Annotated in this window: 18 protein-coding genes, 1 pseudogene and 1 riboswitch; of the genes and pseudogenes, 4 read left to right on the top strand and 15 right to left on the bottom strand. The window is 45.0% G+C overall.

The window, feature by feature from the left end; translation table 11 throughout:
• Window positions 1–57: 57 nt before the first annotated feature.
• The gene (locus AB4307_RS19465) at window positions 58–1062 is read right to left on the bottom strand and encodes a Solitary outer membrane autotransporter beta-barrel domain (protein WP_102393605.1); all 1005 of its coding nucleotides are present in this window, start codon (window positions 1060–1062) and stop codon (window positions 58–60) included.
• A 343-nt stretch (window positions 1063–1405) separates the two neighbouring features.
• Between AB4307_RS19465 and AB4307_RS19460 the strand changes: the two genes are divergently transcribed.
• Window positions 1406–1873 (top strand): hypothetical protein, encoded by a 468-nt coding sequence (locus AB4307_RS19460; RefSeq protein WP_019821783.1) that lies wholly within the window; start codon window positions 1406–1408, stop codon window positions 1871–1873.
• A gap of 96 nt (window positions 1874–1969) precedes the next feature.
• Here the strand turns inward: AB4307_RS19460 and AB4307_RS19455 are convergent, their stop codons facing one another.
• The 5 genes from AB4307_RS19455 to AB4307_RS19435 form a co-directional block, all read right to left on the bottom strand.
• Complete coding sequence (locus AB4307_RS19455) at window positions 1970–3169, bottom strand: carbohydrate porin (protein WP_372133093.1); 1200 nt, start codon at window positions 3167–3169, stop codon at window positions 1970–1972.
• Window positions 3170–3284: 115 nt separating this feature from the next.
• Window positions 3285–3944, bottom strand: a complete 660-nt coding sequence (locus AB4307_RS19450; protein ID WP_102393604.1) for a DUF3299 domain-containing protein — start codon at window positions 3942–3944, stop codon at window positions 3285–3287.
• Between the two features lie 81 nt (window positions 3945–4025).
• Window positions 4026–5405, bottom strand: coding sequence for a metal-dependent hydrolase family protein (locus tag AB4307_RS19445; protein WP_050619673.1), 1380 nt, complete (start codon window positions 5403–5405; stop codon window positions 4026–4028).
• 237 nt (window positions 5406–5642) lie between these two features.
• Window positions 5643–6623: a helix-turn-helix domain-containing protein gene (locus tag AB4307_RS19440; protein WP_372133090.1), complete on the bottom strand. Its 981-nt coding sequence runs from the start codon at window positions 6621–6623 to the stop codon at window positions 5643–5645.
• 182 nt (window positions 6624–6805) lie between these two features.
• Window positions 6806–7234, bottom strand: coding sequence for a PACE efflux transporter (locus AB4307_RS19435; protein ID WP_372133066.1), 429 nt, complete (start codon window positions 7232–7234; stop codon window positions 6806–6808).
• A gap of 137 nt (window positions 7235–7371) precedes the next feature.
• Here AB4307_RS19435 and AB4307_RS19430 point away from each other — a divergent pair, with 137 nt between their 5' ends.
• A complete protein-coding gene (locus AB4307_RS19430) occupies window positions 7372–8274 on the top strand; it encodes a LysR family transcriptional regulator (RefSeq protein WP_372113161.1) in 903 nt (300 codons plus the stop codon).
• Window positions 8275–8697: 423 nt separating this feature from the next.
• Window positions 8698–9042 (top strand): thiamine-phosphate diphosphorylase, encoded by a 345-nt coding sequence (locus tag AB4307_RS19425; RefSeq protein WP_372133088.1) that lies wholly within the window; start codon window positions 8698–8700, stop codon window positions 9040–9042.
• 100 nt (window positions 9043–9142) lie between these two features.
• Here AB4307_RS19425 and thiE read toward each other — a convergent pair whose 3' ends face one another.
• Entirely contained in the window at window positions 9143–9760 is a 618-nt protein-coding gene (gene thiE / locus AB4307_RS19420; protein WP_017061909.1) for a thiamine phosphate synthase, read from the bottom strand.
• Window positions 9761–10021: 261 nt separating this feature from the next.
• Here thiE and AB4307_RS19415 point away from each other — a divergent pair, with 261 nt between their 5' ends.
• On the top strand, window positions 10022–11965 hold the full coding sequence (locus AB4307_RS19415; protein WP_102333923.1) for a methyl-accepting chemotaxis protein: 1944 nt from the start codon (window positions 10022–10024) through the stop codon (window positions 11963–11965).
• A gap of 129 nt (window positions 11966–12094) precedes the next feature.
• Here the strand turns inward: AB4307_RS19415 and thiM are convergent, their stop codons facing one another.
• The 8 genes and pseudogenes from thiM to AB4307_RS19375 form a co-directional block, all read right to left on the bottom strand.
• Window positions 12095–12880, bottom strand: a complete 786-nt coding sequence (gene thiM / locus AB4307_RS19410) for a hydroxyethylthiazole kinase (RefSeq protein ID WP_136982617.1) — start codon at window positions 12878–12880, stop codon at window positions 12095–12097.
• A gap of 28 nt (window positions 12881–12908) precedes the next feature.
• Complete coding sequence (gene tenA, locus AB4307_RS19405) at window positions 12909–13589, bottom strand: thiaminase II (protein WP_372133063.1); 681 nt, start codon at window positions 13587–13589, stop codon at window positions 12909–12911.
• A gap of 8 nt (window positions 13590–13597) precedes the next feature.
• Window positions 13598–14554 carry an ABC transporter substrate-binding protein gene (locus tag AB4307_RS19400; RefSeq protein ID WP_108203193.1) on the bottom strand — a complete coding sequence of 319 codons (957 nt, stop codon included), beginning with the start codon at window positions 14552–14554 and terminating at the stop codon, window positions 13598–13600.
• Between the two features lie 46 nt (window positions 14555–14600).
• Window positions 14601–15335, bottom strand: a pseudogene (locus AB4307_RS19395) (ABC transporter permease); the annotation flags it as partial.
• A 73-nt stretch (window positions 15336–15408) separates the two neighbouring features.
• The gene (locus AB4307_RS19390) at window positions 15409–16173 is read right to left on the bottom strand and encodes an ABC transporter ATP-binding protein (protein WP_372133060.1); all 765 of its coding nucleotides are present in this window, start codon (window positions 16171–16173) and stop codon (window positions 15409–15411) included.
• Window positions 16163–17047: a bifunctional hydroxymethylpyrimidine kinase/phosphomethylpyrimidine kinase gene (thiD, locus tag AB4307_RS19385; RefSeq protein ID WP_017064402.1), complete on the bottom strand. Its 885-nt coding sequence runs from the start codon at window positions 17045–17047 to the stop codon at window positions 16163–16165. The genes AB4307_RS19390 and thiD overlap by 11 nt, the downstream gene beginning before the upstream one ends.
• Window positions 17048–17145: 98 nt before the next feature.
• Window positions 17146–17257: riboswitch (TPP riboswitch) on the bottom strand.
• 98 nt (window positions 17258–17355) lie between these two features.
• Window positions 17356–18273: a DMT family transporter gene (locus AB4307_RS19380; protein WP_017061917.1), complete on the bottom strand. Its 918-nt coding sequence runs from the start codon at window positions 18271–18273 to the stop codon at window positions 17356–17358.
• A gap of 77 nt (window positions 18274–18350) precedes the next feature.
• Complete coding sequence (locus AB4307_RS19375; RefSeq protein WP_017061918.1) at window positions 18351–19091, bottom strand: helix-turn-helix domain-containing protein; 741 nt, start codon at window positions 19089–19091, stop codon at window positions 18351–18353.
• Window positions 19092–19210 lie beyond the last annotated feature (119 nt).

Genomic DNA, 19210 nt, shown 5'->3' with positions numbered 1-19210 from the left:
TTTTACGACACATACAAATTCAAATTATATGGGTACTTTGAAGATCAAAAACTTATGCTAATTATTGAGTAAGAAGAGCAAACTACCACCGCTGAGTGAGCTGCCATAATTGAAGTTAATCCCGACACCGAAGTTATCAAAGAAGTAAGAGTCGTAAGGGACATCGAACACCAACCCAGCGCCGAATTCATAGTAATAGTGTGTGTCTAAAGGATCCGTTAAATCCCCCGCTATATCGATTCTTCTAAAGTTATAGTGGACCTGAGGGTTGTTTAACGACCAAGCATCGAGCGCGACATTTTGCCTAAACTCTAGTTCATTAATAAATCGCATCCCTTCAGGGTTACCGATATCACCATCGTTCGCTTCACCCCATCCAGCCCCATAGAAATAACGCACTCTAGAAGAGACATTCCAGCTTCCCCACTCTTGCTGCTTTAAATACTTGAGTTTGACCGACGGCTCACCTACCAATGCCCATGCTGAGGTATTTAGCGCGTAGCCGTCTAGCTGAGACTGAAATGCTTGAGAGTAGCTGTTGTTGTATTTATATTTATTGCGGTAATAGAGCAAGTGAGTGCCTAAGCCATACGCGATAGACCAACGTTGGGTTAAATGGTTTTGAACCCCGAAAAAGCCATACAGGCCCAATACTGAGTCTTTATTCGGATTCACACGACGGTCAGAGGTCACTTCCGGTGAGATTTCAATATCCTGTTCAGAAAGCGCATAAGACCCTCGCACAGACCAAATAAGGTCAAGATCAGGATCATCGGTGTTAATCACCGAAGAATAAGGAATGGAGCCCACACTCACTTGGCTTCGAGTATCGATGGTTTTATCGGAGCCAAAACCATTGTCGTTCAAATTGATAAATGAATTTGGGTCAAAATCAACAAAGCCAATAGAAACCGCATCACTGTCAGTCAACGCTATAGAAGCCGCGAATATCTTCTCTAAACGATTTTGAATCGCTTCATTTGAGGCATAGGCCGAGGATGAAAAAAGGCCAGTTAAGATCAGAGCAATAGAAGAGGAATACAGCGATTGGGGTGAAAGCATTAAGTTGACTCCATTCAAACTTATGCTTCAAGTGTAATTGGTAACTTAACTATTTCAATCAGAGAGTTAACGGTGTGGTTGATACTGCTCTCAGTTCCAACTGCAAGAGCGTTGCCAAATCGATGGCTCCCCAAAGCTCTTCTACGTCTTGGATTCTAAAATGAATAATCATATGTGCCTCTGTCTAAATTGGAGTCTTATCTTGGATCATTCTTAAAACCCTTACTTACCATAATACGCCAAGCCGACTTTAAGACCTGTTTCGCATATAAAACAATAAGCGTTTGAAAATTATAAGATTAACTCCTAAGTTTTTTATAACCCTTTACTCAGGAAGAAGTAGATGAGCAATATAGAAAAAGTATATGGATTTAATACGCCCCAACGACTCTTTGTCGGATACACCCTTGCGGTACTCGTCGATTTAACCGTTCTTAATTTTTTTGATGAATACTGGGACTTCGTCAATATCGAGTCATTCACCATCTCATTTGCAGCTGCGATTTTGCTGCAGCTATTACTCAAATTGTCTATAGGCTTAGAACATAAGCTGGCGGATTACTTCAAATCTAAACCGGGGACTGCACCTAAGATTTATCGCGGTTTATCCAGTTACGTGATTTTGGTGGGCTCTAAGTTTGTGATGTTGGAAGCCATCAATATCTTATTTGGAGACAAGGTAGATTTCACAGGCCCATGGAATGGTGTGGTAGCGTTCTTCGCTGTGGTATTCACGATTTTGGTCGCAGAGATTGTTGTTTCAAAGATCTACTTCGCACTCGATGATACGCCCAAAGCCGAAAAAGCATAGCCGCTTTTGATACAGACCTAAGACAAAAAAAGTGAGCCGAACAGGCTCACTTTTTACATCTATTCTTTACGTTTCAGCGATTAACAAACAGAGAAGTTAGATAAAGACTCTCGCTCTAACACCAAACACCCAAGCGCTACTTTCATTGGAGAACGCAGGATCTTTAATGTATTGAATATCAGGTGTGACTTGGATGAAATCGTTGAGTTGCATGTTGTAGTAAATTTCAGCCGTCCATTGCTCTGTATTACCACTTATTGCTTTCGCATCAGCTGCAAAAGAATCACCATTCACTTCTGCCCAATTAAGTGCCACGCCTAAATTGTTGGTTGGTTTTCCTAATCCAAAGTACCCCATACCAACAGAAATCGACTTATCGTAAAGGGCAACATCCCCTTCAGAGAAACCACCTCGCACAAACGGCATCACTTGATCAGTCATGAACTGGCTCCATGAGAAGTTAACGCCCGAGCCACCTTCCGCAGCAAGGCTATTACTATGACGAGTATCGTCACCAAAGTCCCAGAAAGTCACATGGAAGTTATCGGTGTAGATCTGCTCTTGCGAAGCCGTCCAGCCTAACTCCAGTGTGGTGAAGTAAGAGGCATCGCTGCCAAAAGCGGTATCAAAGCCATCAAAAATGTCATCTGATTTACCCTTTGCGTCCGCGATACCACCGACCACATAAAAATTCTCACCCAACATATGACCAGCAGAAAGCGCAAGTACACCATCATCAGGTAAGCCCATCGCACCAGAGCCTGTCGAGAATGCCAAATTAGTAAAGCCAGACCATGGGCTTGCTAGAGCGTAAACATCCGCATAGTTAGTTACATCCTGCCAACCGACAACAATAGTGCCTTTGCCATCGTTAATTTTTTGCTTCCAATTTAAGTCCGTAACACGAAACCCTTGGTCACTGTATGCAGGGCCAATTGAACCGACATAGCCAAGTGGGCCGAATGAATAGTCTTTTGGCGCAGTATCACCATAGGCATGTCTATGTTCCACCTTCCAAACTAAGCTACCTGAGTTCTGTGTGTCCTTTCCGTATAGATGCCATGAACCGTATAATCGAGCCACACCCGACGATGCATCAACGCTATCGCCGCCAACCCCATCTCCTGAGGTCAGCCCCAAAGCAAAGTAATCTGCACCAAATGTAAAACCATCCTCAGCTAATGACTCCCTCCAAGATTTCTTTTGTGCTTTCTGCTCTGCAATTGTATTTTCAACAGAATCTGGGCCTTCAAAGTTAGCGCCGTAAACAACGCCGCTCATTGGGCTAGCCGCCATCACAATTGCGATACTTACTTTAGAAAATCTTGAGTTCATCATGTCACCAGTGCTTTTTAAGTTAGTTTTATTTTAGTTATTACTCACATTGAAAATTGTCATTTGATGACAACCATTAATTTTCTTTTTCATAATAGTCTTCGATCATCGAAGCTTTCATTTCATAACCCATGGTGAGGTTACTTTTACCATCGACTAGGAAGACCTCTTCAGTCACTTTGTTGGAGCTAAAGTCACCTTCTACCCACACTGGATACTGAACGTTCTGTACCTGAAAGCCTTCAGGAAAAGACACGCGCACAATCTGGTTTGCAGGAGGCGGTGGCATGTGGATGCACGCACCCGCCACAGGCACTAACAGAAACTCTGTTGCTGTCATTCCCTCTGAGAATTCCAGTGGAACGATGAAACCGGGAACTCGTACTTTCTTGCCATCAAACTCTGTCGTAATAGCTTCGGCGTTTGCTTTCATGGTTTGCATGTATTCATCACGCAGTGCGATCATTTCGTCTGCGTCCACGCCTTGCTCTTTTAGCGTTTGTTTAAATAATAAAGCCTGTTGTTGAGCTTGCTCTTCCTCTGATGCACTCATTGCTATCACACCTTGTAATAGACGCATTTGTTGATCGGTTAGATCCGGCATTTCTACTTTCATTTCGTGAGACTCTGAGTTCAGATCTTGCCACTCAAGATTCATCGCTGTTTCAGCAAAAGTAGGTAAAGCAACGGCCGTAAGTGATGCCACCGACAGGATAAGAGAAAGCATTTTTTGCATATAGAACACCTTGAAGAGGGGTGACCTACCCAAATAGGTCACCCATTAAAGCTTAATTTTTAACTGAGTTGTCGAACTGAGTTACAGCGTGTTTTTGTAGACTTTGCCGTCTTTCATGATGACTTTGATGGTATCGATTTCAGGGCTGCGCGGCTCTGCATCAAACCATTTTTCGTTTGCCCCAATCACTGACAAGTCTTCAAGTGGGTTGCCTTCAACAATAATGATATCGGCGTATGCGCCCGCTTCAATCACGCCTAACTTACCCTCTGGGTATGGGTCCATCACGCCAGATAACTTAACGATCTCACCGTTTACCGATGTCATCCCTTTCAAAGTGAAGAAGTTGCCTAACTCTTTACCTGCAAGGAAGATCGTGTGGTCGGTTTGTTTGATACAAGAAACCACGTCACCGACACAGTCTGTGTGGAAACCCCATTTCGGTTGGTACTTGTTTACATTCGAGATGTAGTCTTTGAATGCTTTGGTTGCCGACTCCGCTTTACGCTTAGAGGCTGGGTTCGAGTTAATCGCTTCGATCTGTGTCAGGTAAGGTGAAAACGCGGTCATGTTAGTTGTGATGTAGGCGTCTTTATCTTCCATCTTGTCGGCGATATCGCCATCGAACATGAAACCGTGCTCGATCGTTTTAACACCCGCATCCAAGTTACGCATGATCGCTTTTTTGCTGTAAGCGTGAGACATCACGTAAGAGCCATACGCATCAGCAATTTCAACGGCGGCTTCAATTTCTTCCGCAGACATCGCATTCAGCTGCCAAGGGTCAAATGATGATGCCACACCACCTGATGACATGATCTTAATTTGCGTATTGCCTTGCTTGAAGTTTTGGCGAGCAGCCGCTTTGATTTCGGTAATACCGTCGGCATTAAAGCTGACGCTATTTCGCGCCATACTGGTCGATGAACCAAAGAAGTGTTGGTTAGCCGTGGTTAGGTTACTGAAATCGGCATGCGAACCCGTCGGGCCAATAAATGCGCCTGATGTGTAAAGTCGTGGGCCCGGCAACATGCCTGAATCGATAGTCTTACGTAAGCCAGTATTCAAGCCACCAGCATCACGCCACGTGGTGAAACCCGATTGAAACGCGGCGTTCGCGTTGACTGTCGCTCGCGCGGCTAACTCTTCGATCGTTCGGTTGTTTTCGTGGTCGCTTAGGTTACCGCCGTTAAGCAATAAGTGTCCGTGGCCTTCGATTAAACCTGGCATTAACGTTTTGCCTTCGCCGTCAATCACTACAGCGTCACCAGCCTCTATCGGGCTCGCAGAGATTTGTTTGATAAGATTGTCTTCGACTAATACATGATGGTCTTCGTACAATTTGTTTTCAGTACCATTGAACACATCGACGTTAGTAAATAGCGTTGATGCTGCATTTGCAGAAAGAGCAAATGAACACGAAAGAGCAACAACAGAGAGCTTTAAGCCTGCATTTTTCATTTTTACACCTTGATTCCGTTTGTTAGTGGCGTCCACTTCCCATAACGATTCCGTAACTACTAATGAGTGTCATGAGGTTTCAAAGATGTTTTTATTGGTCGCGAAACTCGCTAAAAAAAACAACTCATCCACATTCAATAACTTAGTAGTGATATTGCCAGTATTCAAGGTTGATAAATGGCCATTTGGTGACAATAAATAATTCTGCGTGCAGGCTCCTGTTTTTACTTACTGGTTTTAGCTGTGCTCTTTTCGGTACTGTCTTGGCGTCATGTTCATCTGTCGTTTAAAGGCTCGGGTAAAGTGGGAAGAATCGGAATAGCCCATCTTCGCGCCTACTTGTGTGATCGATAAATCGGACTGCTTAAGCAATTTTAAAACCTGCTCAAGAACCATCTCTTCAATCAAGGTTTTGTAGACCACCCCTTCACTTTCCAACCGACGCTGGATCGTTCTGACATGAATATTCAGAATCTCAGAAGCTAAGCTAATTGGGAGTTTCCCCATCGTGAGATAAGGTTTAATAACAAGCTTAAAAGCGCTCAAGAATGAGCTAGGTAAAGGCTTAGTGAGATCTGGTACTTGAGCAATTTTGGGTAAAACAATCGGTGCAAGCATGATATCTTCAGGGATCTCAAAGGCAGTGACCGGCCTATGCGTATAAAACTGAGCACTGCCCATTTGTGGTAGAGATTGAAAGCATTCGAGATCGCCATTCTGAATGCCAACCTCAGACGGCTTCCAACGCCCTTGCGTTAATACTAAAAGTAGCTCGTTGATGAAAATGACAGAGAACAGCTCAGCGAACTTAAACCAAGGCGCGTTAGTAAACGGCTTCTCGCGAACCAACCACCACTTGCCTCCTGATTGCTTGGTATAGACATTCGCACCATTGGATACGAGCTTCAGCTGCTCACCAAATTGGTCTAGCGCGCTTTTCAATGAATCCTGCTGACTTAGCTTAGCCACAAACCTTGGTACATAGGTTTGCTTGCAAAAACTCCACATAAACAGCGAAAACTCTTCTCTCGACGCAGATTCCCCCATAATCTTGACCACGTTCTTAACCGTTGTCTCAGGGAGATAATCGTAATGGTCATTACTGGTGAGAATATCATTAGGGATTTGGGCACTGCGTAGTAAGGTGTAGATTTCACCATCAATATGTTTGAACAGTTCCGCGAACAGCTCGACTTCCTTCTTATCTACCACTGTCATTATCTGAGAGGTATCTGGCATCCTTTCCTCTTAATCTGTTCTTTCAAGCACTCAAATTATCACCTTATTTAAGATAGCAGAACAAACGATGGGTTACCTAGGCCTACTAACCGAATATCTCCGTCAAAATAACGAATAAACAAACGGTTAGTGGCCAAGCTCGTGTTTACTGACTTGGTAGATTACTGAACGGCTAGCTCCCCTCTGCGTACCCAGAATGCTCGTATATGATCATAAATCAGATTAAACACAAACGCGTAAATGGTAATAAAAATGGTCACGCCGATATCCATTAAAAATGCTTGCCATAACCCCACGTTAAGTAAGTATGCCATCACAGGGATCGTCGCGATCAACAAGCCAGCCTCAAATAGCACGACATGAAAAACACGTAATTTGAGCGTCCGCTTTGATTTTTCACCCGTGAAATAACGATCAAAAATACGGTTAAAACAGTAGTTCCAAATCATCGCGATAGTCGCAACAACTATCATGGTTCCTGATAAGGCATTCACATCGTGATCAGTAAATATCGCTAAACCTATAATTGACAGTGTGACGGCCAATACTTCAAACAACACCGAGTGGAAAACTCTCTCTAACGTACTCATACATTCCTATAGCAATTTATAACATGGTGGACTTACCGAAATTATGTCACCGAAAACAATAAGAGAAAGTTAACAGCCATCACGTTTAGTGATAGCTTAAGTATAAGTACCCCATTTTGTATTGAGCGAGAGATAACATGTACAGTTTTGAGCAACTAAAAGTCTTCGTCACGGTGTGTGAAAGTGGCTCTTTCTCTGCCGCCGCTCGCAAACTGAAACGAGCTCAGTCTGGGGTAAGCCAATCGATAGCCAACCTCGAAATTGCCATTGACCAAGAGCTGTTTAACCGAGAGAAAAACATCCCCGTTTTAACCAGCAAAGGTAAAGCGTTATTGCCTGTGGCTAAGTCCATTCTTGACCAGCAAAAGTACTTCGATCAAAAAGTAGAATCGCTGACCCAAGAAGATGAGCACGAACTGATCATTGCGGTTGATGAAAGCATCATAGATAAGAGCTTCATTAAGATAATCAGCTCACTCGCCGATCAATTTCCAATCACACACTTCGATATCATTACCACCTCAACCTTTGATGTTGAAGACCTAGTAAGACGAGGAAAAGCACAGATTGGCATCATCTACGCGGATGGCGAACTGAAGGTCGATATGGATTTCTTTTTGCTGGGCCAAGCGCGTTTCCTAACTGTTAGCTCTGCCACTCACGAACTGAGTCGCATGTCCGTTGTACAAGACTCAGACCTAAAGCGCTATCGCCAATGTGTGCATCGCAGCTCAAAACAACGCGAACTGTGGTTCACCTACGGTATTAGCTCGATGCTTTGGTACGCCAACAACCACAAGACCATTGTTGATCTCGTTGAACAGAACGTGGGTTGGGCTAATGTGCCCGAGATGATGGTGATGGAAGGCATTCAAAAAGGCGACCTTGTGGCGTTGCCTGTTTCGCACGAGCATGGTGGTTGGATTACTCCAGTGGGATGTTTGGTGTCTCGCAGCCACATCAACGGCCCAGTTCTCACCAGCCTTATTGAGCAGCTTAAGGGGCACTCACTGCAGTACAATCAATGGCAAGCCAACTAGCCTCCCCTGTTTACAAAACATCTCTATTTTCAAAACATCGTCAATTCAGAGATTCAATATCGGCATGGAACACACCACCGCTACCTCATTTCTGCTTATCTTGCCGATAAATATCTTTGTCGTGTGGATAAAACACCCTAGTTGATGTCCCAAAGTGACATAACTACTATGCGATCCCAACGGGTTTGTCTTTTCAAACGAATATAGACAGGCCCAAATCGCTCTTTAACACCACTGACCCAACTTCAAATCTCCCAGATAAGCGCTCAGCCTTGCCGTTGCTTATATCGGTTTCAAATAGATCACTTTTTGAATATTAATTCGCACCCAATTTATGAGCGCTCTTTGAGTGCTTTTTTATATCTAAATGAACCTTTTGGAAAATTTGTCGTGAACGTTTTAAGAAATATTTGCCCTGAGAAAATGGGTAAAGAGCGTAACAAACGAGAGTATGATTTACGCGTACTTAATTGTGTCAGTGAAAGCGAATATGAATCGCGTATGGCGGTTTGGAATAGCTTAGCGTTAACTGCTACTCCGTCTGCTTCGGAAACAAAGGGCTTCATCGATGAGTCTTTCAACAAGCTTCAACAAGACCTAAAAGAAGCTAGCCGTGAGTTATCGATTAACTACATGGACTTCATCGCAATGGCGCATGAAGAGATCAACTACATTAAGGTGTTTGTGGCTGATAAAACAGCACAATACGGTTGGTACGCTGCGATCGTTCTTATGGTCATCGGCACGGTTGCTCTGTGTATTCAGTAAGTTAGACCACAAATTTTACTGGCTACTGCATCGAGCGCTTTAATGCGCTCTAACTAGAAAACAAATGACGAGTCTCATTTGTTTTCTAGCCACCACAAACTCACTCTCCCATCAAAAACAACAAATCTTGGGTCGCTTGTTTCGGGTCTTCTGCGTGACATATCGCTGATACCAACGCCAGGCCGTGAATACCTGTCTGAACCAACTGCGGAATGTTCGATTCGTTGATTCCACCGATACCAACAATCGGCAATTTCGTTGTTTTCAAAGCCATTTGAATGCCTTCATAACCCCAATGTTTCTTTAGATTCGTCTTAGTCGGTGTGGCAAAAATCGCACTGAGACCAATGTAATCGATCGGCAAACTATCTGCTTGTTGTAGCTGCTGTTCAGTTTCAATTGATAACCCAAGAATCTTGTCTGAACCAATCAGCTTACGTGCTAACTCTGCAGGCATATCCGATTGACCCAGATGCAAACCATCGGCGTCGACAGCCAATGCTACGTCCACTCGGTCATTGATGATCAGCGGAACACCTGAGCCAGCCAGAATCGACTTAACCGCTTGTGCTCGTTCAATGAAGGCTCTTACGTCCCCATGTTTTTCTCTTACTTGAACCATAGTGACGCCACCAGCAACCGCTTGTTCAACCACGAATTTAAGCGTTTCTAGATCTTGTTGGTCGTCAGTCACCAGATAAAGTTTATAAGGGTTCATCGCGTACCTTTGAAGTCGATTTCTAAAATTGGTTTTCTGCCATTTTACCGACAAATCACATCCTATGCATGGAAGTTAGCACTTAATTCCTTAAGTTAGGCGGTTGAATTCAAATACGCAACTCGTTGAAAGCATGTCGAAAAACCCGATTTTTCTAACAAAAGCGTTACTTATTACACAAACTATTCGCTTTAGCATGCCCAGAATGCTGTTTTATGAAATACTCCCCTATGAAGGAATCAGGTAAATATAGGGATAGTTATGCGCCACCTTTCTATAGCGCTCAAGATCAAGCTGGGTTATGCCATCTGCTTGCTCTTTTTCGTCATTTCAGGCCTTGTGAGTTACAAAGGTATTCAAACCTTGTCGAACGGCTTTAGCCAGTACAGTGACCTCAGCCACAAGGCGACATTGTCAGGCAACATTCAAGTGCACTTTCTTCAGATGCGTTTAGCTTCTGAACGTTACTTAGAGTCATTGGATGATCAATACGAAGCGAATTATCAATCGAGCAAACTTGCGATTGATGAACTGCTGAACAACTTAATCCAAACCACCACCAATACTGATAGCTTGTCGAGCCTGCAATTAGTGCAAGACAGCGTTGCAGCTTTTGATGCGGCTTATGGATCAATGAAACAGAGCCAACTGCTCATTGACCAGTTAGTGAACGTGGAGATGGTCACACGAGAAACCAACGCACTGAAAGCGGCTCAGAGCTTATTGTATGAGTCTTACAATAACAATGATCCAAACGCGAGCTTATACGCAGGCATGTTGATGGAGAACTTCCTCGCAGCCAAGATCACAGTGCTGAGTTACTCAAACAACAACGACCTCAAAACCTATGAAGCTGGTAAAGACATTTTTGAATATGCTCTGCCAGGTATAGAAGGCGATATTGAATCTCTTAAATCATCTCCTTATCAAAGTGAATTGATTGAAGATTTCTCTAACCAACGGGAAGCGTACGCGAAAGGCTTTGAGCAAGTTCATCAACAGATGATTGAGAACACGCAAAGAACCGCTACCCTCGCCTCTATTGGTGACAGCTTAGCGATTGCAGTCGCGGATGCTCAAAGTATTCTCGAGCAACAGAAACAAGCGCTCACGCCAGTACTGCAAGCCAGTGAAAAGCGTTCGATTCAAATCATCATATTGCTGACGGGTGTGGCTTTAGTTATTGGTATGACGAGCGCCGTATTAGTGACTCGTTCTATTACCAAAGGCATTGCACAGGTTAAACAGATCACCAACGAGCTTTCTCAGGGCAACCTGAATGTGGAAGTGAACATTGAGAGCAAAAATGAGATTGGCGAACTGCTGACTAATATGGAGATCACCATTGAATCTCTGCGCGATATTGTTGGTCAAGTGAACCGTTCTAGCGTGCGTATTGGTGAGATGTCGGAGTCACTCAATCAGGTGACAAACAACAGCTCGACCAACGCAACACAATTGAACAGCGAAATGATCAATATCTCTTCTGCCGTTGATCAATTGGCTTCCAGCACATCTGAAATTGCTGCAAGTGCTAACCACGCGTCTCAAGTTGCTAACCAAGCAACTGAGAATGTGGCGATGGGACTCAAAGAAGTAGATAAAACACTGCACGAAATTGGCAGCGCCGATGAAAGCATGCAGGTCAGCAGCCAAAAAGTGACTGACTTACACAAAGAGTCGATGAACATTGGTGCCATTCTTGAAGTAATTAAAGGTGTATCTGAGCAAACCAACCTACTGGCATTGAACGCTGCCATTGAAGCCGCTCGTGCGGGTGAACAAGGTCGTGGGTTTGCTGTCGTAGCCGATGAAGTGAGAACGCTCGCTAAACGTACCCAAGACTCTGCTAGCCAGATTGATGAGCTCATCACCTCACTACAACGTGGCGCTAAAGATGCGTTAGAGTCTATCAAAGAGAGCCACAGCACGGTTTCAGACGCTTCAACGCAGGCGCAGCAAGCTTCTCAGAATTTACATGTGATTAATCAACACATCCAAGACCTGAACCAAGCCAACAGCCAAATCGCAGTGTCAGTTGATGAGCAGGATCGTCTCACTAAATCACTCGGTGAGAACGCGCAAGGTGCAAACACCATCGCGCAAAGTAACCAAGAATCAGTCAGCAGCATTTCAGGTGCAGCCAGCGACTTAACTGAGGTTGCTCACCACCTAGAGAGCCAAGTGAATCGATTTAGAACCTAGCCAGCCAGTCTATACACAGCTGGCACAGTTCCAAAGCAATAATAAAAAGCCCCCAGCACATAAGTGTCGGGGGCTTTTCTTTATCTAAAGAGATTTAAGTTAGGCTTGTGGCTTAGAGTTCGGTTAACCCTACTGAATCTTCAATCGTTGAATCAGAGTCTCTTCATCTAACTGGTACAACTCATCAAGCAAGTTCATTTGCAGGCTACCCGGGCCACGTGAGTTTTCAGCTGCGATTTCACCAACCACACCTAATACCGCTGCTGCCGCCAAACCACTGTCATCACCAATAGCAGCAAATGCGCCCGTCAATGCTGTTAAAGTACAGCCCATGCCTGTCACATACGGCATCATTGGATGACCATTGTTTAACGTCACAACACTGTCTTTCGTGACAACGTAATCCGTCTCACCAGAAATAACTACATTCGCGCCGTATTCAGCCACTAAGCATTGCGCAGCGCCTAATGCAGCATCACTGCTATCCAACGCATCAACGCCTTTGCTCTGCGCTTGTTCGCCCGCTAACGCGATAATCTCAGACGCGTTACCACGAATGATCAACTTATCCGCTAAACGTGCGATTTCACGAGAAGTTTCGGTACGCAGAGTACTTGCGCCACAACCCACTGGGTCAAGCACCACAACCTTGTTGTTCGCGTTAGCTTGTTCAACCGCAAAACACATTCTTGGCGTCCAAACGCTGTCGAGCGTGCCGATGTTGATCACCAAAGCGCCAGAAAATGACATCATCTCTGCCAGTTCTTGTTGTGAGTGCGCCATAATAGGCGAAGCGCCAATCGCTAATAACGCATTGGCCGTGTTGTTCATCACTACATAGTTGGTGATGTTCACAACCAGTGGTTTTTGCTCTCGTACTGCGCGCAACGATTGGATGATTTGTTCAGTTAGCATGGGGTAATCCTTATTCGTCAAAGTTGCTTTAAGCCGTTGTTGAGTCATTCAGTGCATTTAGACCTTGCTGCCAGAAAGCCACTTCCATGCGTGTTGCCGTTTTGAAGATATGAACGATGTTCTGACCGCGCTCGCTGTTAATATCAATTTCAGCCAGTAGCTGATTGAAATACTCTGCACCCGTTGCCACACCAGACTGGAACTCTTCACCACCGTATAGTTGCAGCCAGCTTGCGTACGAGTTGCCTTCTAATACAGTATCACTGCTTTCTAACAGCGCTTTACCAATCACGGCATAACCGATTGAACACGGAGCCAGTGCCGCATATAAGTCGACAAGATCACCCGTCATACCCGCATCTAGAACGTAGCGCGTGTAGGCAACAGTGCCGAAATCTTCAGGCTCGTTTTCTAAATCCGATTCGGTTAAACCCCACTGACCACAGTAAGTCACGTGGTGTGAAATTTCAGAATCTAACAGAGCATGAACACTAGGCAGTGCACGACGCATATCAGCCAAGGTTTTAGCCTTGTAAATTGCCAATGCATAAGCACGGGCATACTGCTTTAAAAACAAAAAATCTTGCTTCAAATAATGCAGAAAACACGGCTGAGCGAGGGTGCCGTTTGCTAGCGTTTTAACAAAATCATGCTCGGTGTAGTCTTGCCAATCTTGCTGACAGGCTTGGATTAAGTCTTGATATTTCATGAGATTCCTTAGTCAAAAGTCGGTACGTAATCAGCGGCTTTTGGTAGTGATTTGATGATGCCTTTGTCGAACATGAACTGTGCGTAATCGTCGTAACGCTTCATATCTACAGCAGAAGGGCGAAGTGCAAAGCGAGTCAATGTGTCGTTCCATGCGCGTTGGTTAAGCTCGTTATTCAACGTATCTGGTGAATACGCCACAAACTCACTCCATGACTCTTGGGGGTGGTTCACAATGTAAGTCGTTGCTTGTTCCAATGCTTTGTTGAACGCTTTGATCGCTTCATCATCGTGTTTCTTTGCGTTCGCAACAAAGATAAGCTCGTCGTAAGCGGGTACGCCGTGCTCTTCTGGGAAGAATGCTTTCGCTTTAAAACCTTCAAGTGCTAACTGGTTGGTTTCGAAGTTCCGTAAGCCACCCCAGATTGCGTCTACCTTGCCCGATGCCAATGAAGATGAAAGTGCCCAACCGACATTGATGGTTTGCACATCTGTAAATGCAACATTTTCTTGCGCTAACATAGTGCCGATAGTCGCTTCTTCGTTACCCGCAATCGCAATACCGATCTTCTTGCCTTTCAGATCCGCTAGCGAATCGTTCTTGCCGTTATCCAGTACCATTAGTGTGTTCAGTGGCGTCGCGATAAGGGTTGATGCACGAACTAAAGGAAGACCCGCTGCCACATCCATGGTTAAGCTTGGTTGGTAAGTTACCGCTAAATCAACCTTACCTGCAGCAACCAGTTTTGCAGGTGTGCTTGGGTCTGCTGGTTCTTGAATTTCAATGTCTAAGCCTTGGTCAGCAAAGTAGCCACGCTCTTGAGCGATCACAATCGGACCATGGTTCGGGTTCACAAACCAATCCAACATCAGCGTCAGTTTCTTCTGTTCAGAGTCCGCTAGAGCATGACCTGAAACCAATGAAGCAAGCAGTGCCACTGCACCTATCAATTTTGTATTTTTCACGGTTAACCTTTCCTTTTGAATATCATTCTTATGTTGAGCGAAGCCATCATTGGTTTTCCCAAGGGATAGCTTTTTTGAGTAATTTATCTGTAACGAAGTAGAGCGAGATAGACAGCACCGCCAAGATGAACAAGGCAGCAAACATCTCATCGATGATCATGCGCGCGTTGGCCTGCAGCATTAGGTAACCTAACCCTTCACTCGAACCAACCCATTCCCCGACTACGGCACCAATTGGCGCAATCACCACCGCTACACGAATGCCAGACGCTAAGGTTGGCAGTGCAGCAGGAAGTTGGATATGGCGGAGCAGTTGCCATTTCGATGCACCCATCGTTTTGGCAAGATCGAGATAGCCTGTCGGTGTATTGCGCAGACCGTCGTAACAACAAGTGGTTACTGGGAAGAAGATAATGATCGCCGCCATCACCACTTTTGAGGCGATGCCATAACCAAGCCACAGCATCAATACTGGCGCGATCGCAAATACAGGGATAGCTTGGCTGGCAATTAAGATAGGCAATAACCAACGTTTTAACGGATCAAACATCAACATCTGCAGAGCGAAAAATAGCCCCATAGACAATCCGAGTAACAAGCCAAGTAGGACCTCTTGCGCAGTCACCCATGTGTGTTTGAGTAACACATCGTAACGTTCAATCAGCTTTAAAAAGACTTCTGCAGGCGCTGGCAAAATGAAGCTCGGCATCTCGAAGACAACCACAACTAACTGCCATAAACCGAGAATCACAGCACTGCTGATAAGCAAACGAACAACAGGATTCATCTGACGAGGGCGTGCAGTGGTAGTCTGTGCGTTAGTTGAATGAGCCACAGTTTCGCTTCGCGTTAGATCATGCATAATCACGCTCCAACTGATCTAAGATCGCTTGTTGTAACTCAGCACATTCACCATCTAACACTCTTGGTGTGGCAGTGAGAGGCACAGATAAAGACTGAGCGTTCGCCGGTGTGCCTTGCAACACATACAAGTTATCCGCCAGACGCACCGCTTCTTGTGGATCATGAGTGATCAACACAACGGTTTTACCCCTTAACAGTTCACACGCTAAACTTTGCAGCTTGTGTCTCGTTACCGCATCCAGCGCAGAGAAAGGCTCATCCATCAGCACGACTGGCTTGTCTTGCATTAAGGTTCGAGCCAAAGCAACACGCTGACGCATACCACCAGACAATTGATCCGGCATAGCATCCGCGTAATCAGCCAGACCAACAGAAATCAGTAGCTCTAACGCCTGATTTTTATGCTCGATATTTTTATGCTTATCTGCGGAATTTTGAAAGCGATGGCTCAAACACACGTTGTCGATAACCGATAGCCATGGCAGTAACAAATCTTGCTGCGCCATGTAAGCGATGCGATCCGTTAAAGGCAATTCATCAGAGGTTGTCAATGTTCCCTGCCACTCCACCTTGTCGTCCAACAAGCCTGCCAGATAACGCAATACCGTGGTTTTCCCGCAGCCACTTCGACCTAGCAATACCGTCCACTTACCTGCGTTTAAGCTAAGCGACAATCCCGATAAGGTTGCGTGCTCACTGTCGTTATAACGTAAAGAGGCATTGCTGAGCTGAACACCCACCGTATTAACGGACATTCCCGTGCCCAGCGAAGAAGTGATTTACGGGCCCATGACCTTGGCCGACTTGCAACTCATCAGCATGAGCAATCGCGCGCGAAATGTATTGTTTGCCTAGCTCAACAGCCTCTGACAGCGTGTTGCCTTGCGCTAAGAAAGAAGCAATAGCAGATGAAAGCGTACAACCCGTACCGTGGGTGTTTTTGGTAGGAAAACGCTTCGCACTAATCAAAGCAGACGTGGTTGGCAGAATCAGTAAGTCGTTACTGTTCTCATCCTTCTCTAAATGACCGCCTTTGAGAAGAACGGCTTTAGCACCTAGTGCACGCAGGTCTTCAATCATATCCTGCATTTCGGCTTCGCTTTCAGGCACAGCTTTGCCCGTTAGTGCTGCGCCTTCCGGCAAGTTAGGCGTAATGATGTCTGCGAGCGGAATCAGTTCTTGTTTTAGCGTGGTGATCGCCGAGTTTTCTAAAAGAAGGTCGCCACTTGTCGCCACCATGACAGGGTCAATCACTAGGTGTTTAGGTTGGTATTGTTTGATTTTGTCCGCGACGACTTTGATGATTTGCGAATCCGCCAACATGCCGACTTTTACCGCCACGATATTCAAATCGGTAAACACTGCATCTAACTGACTAGCGACATGCTCTAGTGGGATTGGAAATATAGCGGACACGCCTTGGGTGTTCTGAGATGTAATCGCGGTAATTACCGAACAAGCGAAGCTACCCGTTGCAGACATGGCTTTAATATCAGCTTGAATGCCCGCGCCACCACCACTGTCAGAACCCGCAATGGTCAAAACAATCGGAGTATTGATCGAAGAAGATTGGTTTTCTGGTGTTTGAGTGCTGTTAGGTGATACTTGAGAATTGGAATGCTGTGTCATGGTCGCTCCTACTGTCTAAAAGACGTAAGAGAACCGAACTTTGGCCGCAAAGAGAGTGTGGAGGTGAAAGCAATGAGAGATCATTGTTGAACCACGTAGGCAAAGTAATCATAGTTCCCTACGCCAGTGTTAACTGAATCAGGTTCAACGGGTCTCGAATAACGATCTCAGCAAACACCAACTAAGGTATATGCCCCCCGACTATTGATAACGATAGTAACAGCACTCTCGCAACTGAGATACTCATTTTATTCAATTATAAGAATCACGCATGAATTTAATTCAATTAATCCCGTTTTAACAAATACTTATAATGGCTTTTTAGTTGGCTGAGATTGGATGAATAAACACATCACTATCAAGAACATACCTAGCCATCCAACCAATGGAATAAGCTCACCCACAATACACACGGCCAACACGGCGGCAACGACTGGCTCAAGTAAGGTAATCAAGTTGGCGCTACTCGCTGTGACATGGCGTAGCCCAAAACTGAAAGCGATATAGCCTAAACATTGAGGAAGTAGCACCAAGTAACTCACCACCAATATATTGGTATTCGATGCGAACAAGTTATCCCCCGTAAACCAAAGCGTTGGCAGTAGCAACATCGCTCCTAGCCCAAATATGCTGCCCATCGCTGCTTGCGACTTAATGCCTTCGTCTATCAGAGCTTTTGTCGCCCATGAATAAATGGCGTAACACAACCCAGCAATCAACCCTAATCCAATGCCCAAAAGCTTCAGATCGTCACCAGAATCATTCGCTGATGATGATTCTGAAAATACCAGTAGCCCAATACCAACCACGCCAATGGCAAAGCTCGTTAACCAACGTTTGTTGATATTATTCTTTTTGCTAATAAGACACTCTAAAAGTGCAGAAAAGAAAGGAGCAGTAGCTATCGACACCACTGTGCCCATTGCGACACCCGATAACTTCATCGAAGAGTAAAAAGCCAGAGGATAGATCGCCAAAGCCAGCGCACTCGCCGCTAACAACTTTTTGTTGAGCAAAAGCTTATCAAGTGAAGATAAGATCTTTCGATACGCCAAGACTGCTTGCATTAAGCCGCCGACGCCCATTGAAAAAGCACCAATCGCTAATGGGCTGAGATCAGGCGCAAAGCTTGCGGCGGTGCCTGTCGTGCCCCATAAAACAGAAGCAAACACGATGGCTAAAGTGCCCGTTTGGAATTCGTTAACGCGATTGATGGCAAGATTCATTTCTATTACCTAGTCTATTTTCATTTCTGAAATAGATAATAGTGAACATATACTAAGTTGAGTTTGCCAAAAGGACGCTATTCTTGTTTTGGAAGACTCTCTTTCATCGAGCCCAAAAACGCCCTTGGAGACATGCCAAAGTGCTGAGAGAAGCGTCGACTGAATGCAGACAAGTCACTATAACCCACATTTTCTGCGACCAATTGAACGGGTAAATCGGTATGGCTAAGCAAGGCTTGAGCTTTCTCCATACGATAGCGAGTGATGTACTTAAGCGCACTGATTCCAATGCACTCTTTAAAGCGCTTCTTAAATTGAGTGGGGCTCAAGCAAGCCGTTTCTGCAAGCTGAGAAATAGAGAGAGGCTGGGCGTAATTATCCGCAATGAGCCTTTGGACCGCTCGAATACGAGGGTCGATGCTCTTGCTGACTTTTTGTTGCTCTAATAACAGTGAAAACACATCCAAGATGGATGATTCAATGCCACTGTCCACTTGGTATTCCAACTGCTTTTCAACAAACAGCAAGAAGCTCATTAAGGGTGGCGTGATAGTAAACACCGAGAGCTCATGCTCTAACAAGTGCTGCGGTAACTCTGCCATATCTGCGACAATAAACCGCGCTGCTTCATCCGCCTTAAACGCATGCGCTGTGGTTACCGGAATCACCACGCATTCGCCCACGGCCACCTTGCCGACATATCCCACCATTTCAATACTAATACTCCCTTGAATAGGCAGCACGAGTTGATGGTAGCCATCATGGGCATGAGTATTAAATTGCTTGGTGTAAGATCGAATGCTTAGGCTAGATTTCATGAGCAACGCCGGAGTATATTTCGCTAGGTTAGAGTAAGAGATACAACGTTACATTATCACTTCCCTAGAGTCACACTCAATGCTCATCAAATTCATGCTAGCTACGTGACATAATCAAA

The organism is Vibrio sp. 10N.261.52.C2 (assembly GCF_041471425.1).
GTDB classification, from domain to species: Bacteria; Pseudomonadota; Gammaproteobacteria; order Enterobacterales; family Vibrionaceae; genus Vibrio; species Vibrio crassostreae_C.
This window is presented reverse-complemented; position numbering and strand designations above follow the sequence as displayed.

Coding starts and splice junctions, on each gene's coding strand:
- AB4307_RS19465 (WP_102393605.1), bottom strand. CDS start 1,062: ATGCTTTCACCCCAATCGCTGTATTCCTCTTCTATTGCTCTGATCTTA.
- AB4307_RS19460 (WP_019821783.1), top strand. CDS start 1,406: ATGAGCAATATAGAAAAAGTATATGGATTTAATACGCCCCAACGACTC.
- AB4307_RS19455 (WP_372133093.1), bottom strand. CDS start 3,169: ATGGCGGCTAGCCCAATGAGCGGCGTTGTTTACGGCGCTAACTTTGAA.
- AB4307_RS19450 (WP_102393604.1), bottom strand. CDS start 3,944: ATGCAAAAAATGCTTTCTCTTATCCTGTCGGTGGCATCACTTACGGCC.
- AB4307_RS19445 (WP_050619673.1), bottom strand. CDS start 5,405: ATGAAAAATGCAGGCTTAAAGCTCTCTGTTGTTGCTCTTTCGTGTTCA.
- AB4307_RS19440 (WP_372133090.1), bottom strand. CDS start 6,623: ATGACAGTGGTAGATAAGAAGGAAGTCGAGCTGTTCGCGGAACTGTTC.
- AB4307_RS19435 (WP_372133066.1), bottom strand. CDS start 7,234: ATGAGTACGTTAGAGAGAGTTTTCCACTCGGTGTTGTTTGAAGTATTG.
- AB4307_RS19430 (WP_372113161.1), top strand. CDS start 7,372: ATGTACAGTTTTGAGCAACTAAAAGTCTTCGTCACGGTGTGTGAAAGT.
- AB4307_RS19425 (WP_372133088.1), top strand. CDS start 8,698: ATGGGTAAAGAGCGTAACAAACGAGAGTATGATTTACGCGTACTTAAT.
- thiE (WP_017061909.1), bottom strand. CDS start 9,760: ATGAACCCTTATAAACTTTATCTGGTGACTGACGACCAACAAGATCTA.
- AB4307_RS19415 (WP_102333923.1), top strand. CDS start 10,022: ATGCGCCACCTTTCTATAGCGCTCAAGATCAAGCTGGGTTATGCCATC.
- thiM (WP_136982617.1), bottom strand. CDS start 12,880: ATGCTAACTGAACAAATCATCCAATCGTTGCGCGCAGTACGAGAGCAA.
- tenA (WP_372133063.1), bottom strand. CDS start 13,589: ATGAAATATCAAGACTTAATCCAAGCCTGTCAGCAAGATTGGCAAGAC.
- AB4307_RS19390 (WP_372133060.1), bottom strand. CDS start 16,173: ATGTCCGTTAATACGGTGGGTGTTCAGCTCAGCAATGCCTCTTTACGT.
- thiD (WP_017064402.1), bottom strand. CDS start 17,047: ATGACACAGCATTCCAATTCTCAAGTATCACCTAACAGCACTCAAACA.
- AB4307_RS19380 (WP_017061917.1), bottom strand. CDS start 18,273: ATGAATCTTGCCATCAATCGCGTTAACGAATTCCAAACGGGCACTTTA.
- AB4307_RS19375 (WP_017061918.1), bottom strand. CDS start 19,091: ATGAAATCTAGCCTAAGCATTCGATCTTACACCAAGCAATTTAATACT.